This is a genomic window from Providencia sp. 2024EL-00732 (assembly GCF_044006275.1).
Taxonomy (GTDB): Bacteria; Pseudomonadota; Gammaproteobacteria; order Enterobacterales; family Enterobacteriaceae; genus Providencia; species Providencia huashanensis.
Map to the genome: position 1 here is coordinate 1 of NZ_JBIPDG010000025.1, position 8107 is coordinate 8107.

General features: G+C 40.7%; 6 protein-coding genes. 2 read left to right on the forward strand and 4 right to left on the reverse strand.

Going from position 1 to position 8107, the window contains the following annotated elements:
- Positions 1-225: 225 nt before the first annotated feature.
- The 4 genes from hemG to pepQ are packed head-to-tail and all read right to left on the reverse strand — an operon-like array spanning position 226 to position 4224.
- Positions 226-750, reverse strand: a complete 525-nt coding sequence (gene hemG, locus ACHB7C_RS20635) for a menaquinone-dependent protoporphyrinogen IX dehydrogenase (RefSeq protein ID WP_071547685.1) — start codon at positions 748-750, stop codon at positions 226-228.
- A gap of 45 nt (positions 751-795) precedes the next feature.
- Positions 796-2247, reverse strand: coding sequence for a Trk system potassium transporter TrkH (trkH, locus tag ACHB7C_RS20640; protein ID WP_042848814.1), 1452 nt, complete (start codon positions 2245-2247; stop codon positions 796-798).
- Between the two features lie 28 nt (positions 2248-2275).
- Positions 2276-2890, reverse strand: a complete 615-nt coding sequence (locus ACHB7C_RS20645) for an IMPACT family protein (RefSeq protein ID WP_042848815.1) — start codon at positions 2888-2890, stop codon at positions 2276-2278.
- Positions 2890-4224, reverse strand: coding sequence for a Xaa-Pro dipeptidase (gene pepQ / locus ACHB7C_RS20650; RefSeq protein WP_395348453.1), 1335 nt, complete (start codon positions 4222-4224; stop codon positions 2890-2892). Before pepQ ends, ACHB7C_RS20645 begins: the two co-directional genes overlap by 1 nt.
- Before the next feature lie 257 nt (positions 4225-4481).
- On the opposite strand from pepQ, the gene fadB reads away from it, so the two are divergent.
- Together fadB and fadA are read left to right on the forward strand one after the other, a co-directional pair.
- Positions 4482-6674, forward strand: coding sequence for a fatty acid oxidation complex subunit alpha FadB (fadB, locus tag ACHB7C_RS20655; RefSeq protein ID WP_395348455.1), 2193 nt, complete (start codon positions 4482-4484; stop codon positions 6672-6674).
- A 4-nt stretch (positions 6675-6678) separates the two neighbouring features.
- The gene (gene fadA, locus ACHB7C_RS20660; protein ID WP_042848818.1) at positions 6679-7845 is read left to right on the forward strand and encodes an acetyl-CoA C-acyltransferase FadA; all 1167 of its coding nucleotides are present in this window, start codon (positions 6679-6681) and stop codon (positions 7843-7845) included.
- Positions 7846-8107 lie beyond the last annotated feature (262 nt).

An 8107-nucleotide genomic window follows, 5' to 3' on the forward strand; every position in this document is an offset into this window, starting at 1 on the left:
ATTACGTTTTTTATTTAGAAAGTCAAGCGTTTATTTTCAACTTTTTCTTTCTCACCTCTGTTATCACAAGGCTTCGAGGTTTTCTTCGAGCCGGTTTATCGTGACAACGGATGCGCATTATAGGGAGCCCAGAAAATCTAGCAAGTGTTTTTTTAATATTTCTTTTCAAGCGCTGATTTATTAAACAAATCGTGCAAACCTGCTGCATTTTGTTGATAAAAAGACCTACAGTTTATCAAACTCACTAGCAAATTGGGTAACGTTCTCCCAATTAGTGTATTCAATTTCAGTATTTGGGTCAGTCGGACCATCTGTCATTTTCATTATTAGGCGGATCATAGTTCTATCGAACCATTTATAACGTGGATAAAAGAGGGCTCCAGCAAAAACAGACTTTAATGTTGGCTTCCAAGGGCAAGCTTCTAAAAACTTACGTGTGTATGCGTTTGTTTCTACTGTGTCTTTCCCTTCTTTTCTTGCTGTAAGATTTACAGCAAAGAAGGCTGTGTTCATTGAATTCAATTGGTTTTGGTGAGTAGTCGCAAAACGAAGTAGCTTTTTATTAAAATGACCATAACGAATCGATGCCCCCACCAATACTTTGTCATAAGCCGCCAAATTTAAGCTTTGCTCAGTGTTTAAATCACGAATATCACACTCTCGACCTAATGTCCGTAGCTGCTCAGCCATCTTTAAAATAATTTTTTTTGTTTGCCCATCCGTACTGGAATGTAAAAGTAAATAGCTCATCATCGTTCCTAGATTATTATCATTTCTATATTAGGTTGTACTCAATTACTCACGCCAGAAAGTCGGTGTCAGCAGTACCAATAAAGTAAAGACCTCCAAACGCCCAAATAACATAGTCACAACTAATATCCATTTCCCAGTTGGATTCATAGAGGTAAAGTTGTCAGCAACTGTTCCTAGACCCGGGCCTAAGTTATTTAATGTGGTGGCTATAGCAGAGAAAGCAGAAAACTCATCAACGCCCGTTGCTATCAAAAGTAATAAGCTGACAATAAAAACCAAAGCATATGCGGAGAAAAACCCCCATACCGCTTCTATAATTCTTTCAGGGAGCGCTCTTTGGCCTAACTTAATCGTGTATACCGCATTTGGATGAACCAGACGTTTTAGTTCCCGAGAACCTTGCAAGAAGAGTAACAAAATGCGAATAACTTTTAGCCCGCCCCCAGTTGACCCTGCACACCCACCAACAAATGCCGCACATAATAAAAGCATCGGTAAAAAAAGTGGCCACCCCGAAAAGCTATCTGTTGTAAAACCAGCAGTTGTCGCCATTGATACAACTTGGAAAAATGCCTGATCGAGCGTTTGCCCAAAGCTACCATAAACTGAGTGATACATTAAAACTAAAGTACAGATCACGACTAGAACAAACTGGAAGCTAATAAACATTCTAAATTCAGGGTCACGCCAATAAATGCCAAGGCTACGCCCAGTTAATACAGCGAAGTGTAAACCAAAATTACAGCCAGAGATGAGCAGAAATACCCCAATGATGGTGTTAATCGCAGGGCTATTAAAATAACCTACACTTGCATCATGTGTAGAAAAACCACCAATAGCAATTGTTGAGAAACTATGGGATATAGCATCAAAAACATCCATACCAGCTACCCACAAAGCAACAGCACAAGCAATCGTTAGCAATACATAAATAAGCCATAACGTCTTTGCAGTTTCTGCAATACGTGGGCGCATTTTATTGTCTTTCAAAGGCCCCGGCATTTCCGCTCGATATAACTGCATCCCCCCAACACCCAGTAGAGGCAAGATTGCAACGGCGAGTACAATGATCCCCATACCGCCAAGCCATTGAAGCATTTGCCGATAGAATAATATTGCTTTAGGTAACGAGTCGAGCCCTGTTAGCGTTGTTGCGCCAGTAGTGGTTAACCCCGAAAATGATTCAAAAAAAGCATCAGTAACGGAAAGGTTTGGTCTCTCTGAAAAGATAAAAGGTAATGCCCCAACACTCCCCAGAACAGTCCAAAATAATACGACAATAAGAAAGCCTTCTTTTGCCTTAAGTTCATGACGGCTATTACGCGTAGGTAGCCATAAAAAAAGACCAATCAATAACGCAGTCACAAAAGTCTGGCTAAAGGCTCGCCCTGCGCCATCGCGATAAATTAGCGCCACAATACCTGGTATAACCATGGTAAATGAAAAAATGATGACTAGCAGCCCGACAATACGGGTTATTGCGCGAAAATGCATTCGGCAGATTCCTTGCTAAAGCTGTTTACTATTCCGATTCTGGCGTGAGCGACAAGGCACCACGACTTATATCGCGTAATTTATCATTGACTTCCTGCTGAAGGGTAGCAGGAATTGCAATTTGCAAAGAGACAGCTTCATTATAATCACTGTGTAAAACCACGCCATTCACCTGAATAAGTAGCTGCTCAATTGCATTAACCAATGAGTAATCACATACTAAATTAAACACTTTTTGTGGCACTTTAGTTTGTGTTGGTAAAATTTTCAGTGCTTGCTGTACACCATTACCATAAGCTTTAACTAACCCGCCAGTCCCCAGTTTTATCCCACCAAAATAACGCACAACGACACAAGTGACTTCCCCTAAGTTGCTTCCCAACAGTTGTGCCATAATAGGTTTGCCAGCCGTTCCTGTTGGCTCGCCGTCATCAGAAAAACCTAATTGTTGCGAGTCATCAGGACGCCCAGCAACAAATGCCCAGCAATGATGCCGAGCATCTGGATATTGAGCTTTAACCGATTGGATGTAATCTTTTGCCGCTTCAATACCCTCGGTATGTGCTAAGTACGTAATAAAACGACTTTTTTTAATTTCTTCAGTAAACGAAATCGTTTCTGCTGGTATTAAATAAGGTTTCATTAACGTAAATGTAAGTCTCGAGTCATATTTTCAATTCGGTTAGCGTGGATCACTATATTGTCTTCAATACGAATACCGCCATAAGGTTTAAAGAACTCTATTTTATCCCAATTAAAATGCTGACTATATTCACCATTTCGCCACTCAGCGAGTAAAGATTCAATGAAATACAGACCAGGTTCAATTGTTAATACCATTTTAGGTTCTAATACACGAGTACAGCGCAAGAAAGGATACATTTTCGGAGCAGCAAGGTGAGCCCCGCTGTCGTCTTGCATAAAGCCAGCAGCATCATGCACTTGCAGCCCTAAAGGGTGCCCTAAGCCATGAGGTAAAAATGGTGTTGTTAACCCATTTTCGACCATCGATTCTTCGCTAATACCTTTTATAATATCGTGTTTAGCAAGGATTTTTGCGATCCTATGATGCATATCCACGTGATAATCGGTATAACGAACCCCAGCTTTAATTGTATCAATTAATGAAAGCTGTTCGCTATTTACATCCGCCACTAATTCAGCAAATTCATCCTTGCCTTTTGCGGCATAAGTCCTAGTAATATCAGCTGCATAGCCATTGTACTCTGCACCAGCGTCTATCAGAAAACTACGTAATTCATTAGGAACTGTTTGCTGCAACTTGGTGTAATGCAGTACGGCTGCATTTTCATTTAGAGCAACAATATTACCATATGGCACATTGGTATCTCGATGACCAGTAGACTGTAAATAACTGATATTAATATCAAATTCACTCATTTCCGCACGGAATGCTTCAAGTGCTGCAAGGTGCCCATTCACCGCCATTTTTTGTGCTTCACGCATACAGTAAAGCTCATAGTCTGTTTTATATGAACGATGGAAATGGTAATAGTCTAAAACCGGTTTTGGGTTGATATTATGCAAAGAGATGCCTAATGACTCCGCTCTTGCTGTTGCAGAGCCGATATAGGCAATATTGTCTTTTTGGATATTCGCCAGAAACCCTTTGATATCGTCCGCATTCTTTAGGTGGATTAAGTCAATGTCTTTAGTCCAGAAACCATCTGGTAATGGCTCAACGCTATGCCAATAATCAACTGGCGAATAAAACCATAATTTAGGCTTATTTACGCCATCAATGAGTAACCAAGAATGTGGGACATCAGTAACAGGTACCCAAGACTTAAAATGAGGATTAACTTTAAAAGGGTAATCACTATCATCAAGAAAGATGCTTAGGGGTTCACCTGAATGAATCAATATGGCATCTAATTTGCTGCGCTGTAAGACTTGCTGAGTTCTGTATTGTAACGTTTTAATATGTTCAGCGTAGAGTGCAGTCAATTTTTCCATTTCTTTCAACCTTTCAGCATTAATTAGAAAATTCAAGCTTACCACGTTCTGAAATTAACGGATATGCACTCTATTGCAAACCCAACTTAATATATTGATAAATAATCATAATATCATTTTAATTCATTATTATTTAGCTTAATTGCTGTGACCCGCATTCCATTTTTGTCATTAACCATTTGCAATTAATTAACATTCTGGTCACACTCATTTCATCTGGTCATACCAGATACCATTACCATGTAAAGGAGAGCAGAATGCTTTATCAAAGTGAAACAATCTATATTCAATGGTTGAAAAAAGGGATTGCAGAACTGGTTTTTAACTCACCAGGGCCGATTAATAAATTGGATACCCACACCGTTGCTTCACTTGATGAAGCCGTGACTGTTCTAGAGCAGCAAACCGATCTGCAAGGTGTTATTTTCCGTTCTGATAAACCAGCGTTTATTGTTGGAGCTGATATTAAAGAGTTTTTATCTCTATTTGAGGCATCAAAAGAAACGCTAAGTAATTGGTTACAATATGCCAATACCATTTTTAACCGCATTGAAGATTTGCCAGTTCCTACTATCTGCGCTATCAATGGCTATGCTTTAGGTGGTGGCTGTGAGTGCGTTTTATCCACTGATTTTCGTATCGCATCACCCGACGCTCGAATTGGGCTTCCTGAAACAAAACTTGGTATTATGCCTGGGTTCGGTGGTTCCGTACGTCTGCCTCGTCTAATCGGTTTAGATAGTGCCTTAGAAATTATTACCGCAGGTAAAGATATCAATGCCGCTCAAGCATTAAAATTTGGTCTTATCGACGCTGTTGTTGATACCCAACTCTTACCTCAATCTGCACTGACTATCATTGAATCAGCTATTGCAGGTGCACTAAATTGGCAGAAAAAACGCCAACCAAAACTAGAGCCATTACAATTAAGCCCTATTGAACAAACAATGAGTTTCAATGTGGCAAAAGGAATGGTGTATCAGGCTGCTGGGAAACATTACCCTGCGCCAATGGCTGCTGTAAATACAATTGAAAAAGCAGCAAACTGTGCACGAGATGAAGCATTAAAACATGAAACCGCAGCTTTTGTACCTCTCGCCCATAGTGATGTTGCTCGCGCATTAGTCAGTATTTTTCTGAATGATCAACATGTTAAATCTAATAGCAAAAAACTCTCACAACATGTTAGTACTCCAACGCATGCCGCAGTGCTTGGTGCTGGGATTATGGGTGGAGGCATTGCCTATCAGTCCGCCAGTAGGGGCGTGCCAGTTTTAATGAAGGATATCAATGAGAAATCATTAGAGTTAGGGATTGAGGAAGCACAAAAACTGTTAAACAAGCAATTTGAAAGAGGGAAAATCACCGCTGCACAAATGGCAACCACATTAGCTGCTATACACCCTTCATTATCCTATTCAGGTATTGAAAGCAGCCAAATCGTCGTTGAAGCTGTTGTTGAAAACCCCAAAATTAAAGCCGCTGTGCTCACTGAGGTAGAATCCCTTATTGCCCCTGATACCTTATTAGCATCAAACACCTCTACCATTCCAATTTCGACACTTGCAAGCTCACTAAAACGCCCAGAAAATTTCTGTGGAATGCATTTCTTCAACCCAGTACACCGTATGCCATTAGTTGAAATTATCAGAGGGAAACAAACATCTGAAGATACTATCGCCAAAGTTGTTGCCTATGCGAATAAAATGGGGAAAACCCCTATTGTCGTTAATGATTGCCCTGGTTTCTTTGTTAACCGAGTCCTTTTCCCTTATTTCGCAGGTTTTAATTTACTTTTGCAAGATGGGGCTGATTTTAGAGAAATAGATAAAATCATGGAGAAAGAATTTGGTTGGCCTATGGGCCCTGCTTATCTTCTCGATGTTGTCGGTATTGATACTGCTTTCCATGCTGAACAAGTCATGGCCGAAGGTTTCCCTGAGCGTATGAGTAAAACAGGCAAAAATGCCATAAGTGTGATGTTTGAACAGCAGCGTTTTGGTCAAAAAAATGGCAAGGGCTTTTATCTATATGAAAAAGATAAAAAAGGTAAGCCGAAAAAAGTTAATGACCCTCATACAGATGAACTACTCGCTTCTATTTGCTCAACAAAACGTTCTTTTACCAAAGAAGAAATTATTGCTCGAATGATGATCCCAATGGTCAATGAAGTTGTCCGTTGTTTAGAAGAAGGCATTATTCAGAGCCCATCAGATGCAGATATTGCTCTCGTGTATGGTCTAGGGTTCCCACCATTTAGAGGTGGCGCATTCTGCTACTTAGATACTTTGGGTAGCCAGTCTTATTTAAAAACAGCAGAATCTTTAGAGCATTTAAGCCCTCTTTATCAGGCACCTAAAGGTTTAAAAGAAAAAGCAATTACTAATGCTAGATATTACCCACAACCACCTGTTGTGGCCGTTGATGTCAAAAAAGTTGCGAGGGGTTAATTTTATGGAAAATGTCGTCATTATTGATGGAATACGTACACCAATGGGCCGTTCAAAAGGTGGGGTATTTCGCCATGTCAGGGCTGAAGACCTATCTGCGCACCTTATGAATGCTATTTTTGAACGCAATCCAAATGCAAGTAAAAAACAGTTAGATGACATCATATGGGGTTGTGTCCAACAAACCTTAGAACAAGGGTTTAATATTGCCAAGAATGCGGCATTGCTCACGGATATACCTCACACTGTTCCAGCTGTGACTGTTAATCGCCTTTGTGGTTCATCAATGCAAGCAATACATGATGCTAGCCGACTCATCATGACAGGCGATGCAAACTCAGTATTAATTGGTGGCGTCGAGCATATGGGGCATGTCCCCATGACTCATGGTATAGATTTCAACTCTAAACTGACGTTACGAGTTGCCAAAGCCGCAGGCGCAATGGGCCTTACCGCTGAAATGCTAGCAAAAATGTACAAAATTAGCCGTGAAGAACAAGATGCATTTGCCTTGAGATCTCACCAACTTGCTGCTTTAGCAACAGAAAATGGGAAATTTAGTAATGAAATTGTCCCTATTAGCGGGCATGACGCTAATGGTAATCTTATTTCTGTAAATTATGATGAGGTCATCCGCTTTGATGCTAGCCTTCAGGGCCTAGCTGCTCTAAGACCAGCATTTGACCCGGTCAGTGGTACAGTCACGGCAGGGAACTCATCAGCCCTATCTGATGGGGCATCCGCAATGCTGCTAACGAGTGAAAGCTATGCTAGCCAGCAAGGGATTAAGCCACGAGCTAGAGTACGAGCAATGGCAGTAGTTGGCTGTGATCCATCAATAATGGGTTATGGGCCAGTACCAGCAAGCGAACTTGCATTAAAACGCGCTGGGTTGTCTTTAAATGATATTGATATTATTGAACTAAATGAAGCTTTTGCAGCTCAATCAATAGCCTGCATGAAAGGTTTAAAATTATCAGAGAATCAATTAGACGAAAAAGTAAATCTTAGTGGAGGTGCTATCGCCCTCGGTCATCCATTAGGGTGCTCAGGTGCAAGGATCACCACCGCTTTACTTAATCAATTAGAGCTTAAAGATAAACAGTTTGGTTTAGCAACTATGTGTATCGGATTTGGTCAAGGTATCGCCACTATTATTGAACGTGTTTAGCCGTAATTTTCACAAACATTGCATTTTGTCGATGTTCCCGCCTAGTCAGGGGCGGGTTTTTTTTGCCTTTTTCTAACCAAATAGCCTCTCATAGTTTAGGTTATCAATAGGCGGCAAGTGAATAAGACCCTAGGAGCATACATAAGTATGTGACTAGGACGAATGAGCAAAGCTAGCCCCCCTACAATTTGAAACTAACCTGATTTCATGCAGATACCAGACGAGTTTAACCCTCATAGTTCAGATTGTAGGTAGGCGGCAA

Coding starts and splice junctions, on each gene's coding strand:
- hemG (WP_071547685.1), bottom strand. CDS start 750: ATGAGCTATTTACTTTTACATTCCAGTACGGATGGGCAAACAAAAAAA.
- trkH (WP_042848814.1), bottom strand. CDS start 2,247: ATGCATTTTCGCGCAATAACCCGTATTGTCGGGCTGCTAGTCATCATT.
- ACHB7C_RS20645 (WP_042848815.1), bottom strand. CDS start 2,890: ATGAAACCTTATTTAATACCAGCAGAAACGATTTCGTTTACTGAAGAA.
- pepQ (WP_395348453.1), bottom strand. CDS start 4,224: ATGGAAAAATTGACTGCACTCTACGCTGAACATATTAAAACGTTACAA.
- fadB (WP_395348455.1), top strand. CDS start 4,482: ATGCTTTATCAAAGTGAAACAATCTATATTCAATGGTTGAAAAAAGGG.
- fadA (WP_042848818.1), top strand. CDS start 6,679: ATGGAAAATGTCGTCATTATTGATGGAATACGTACACCAATGGGCCGT.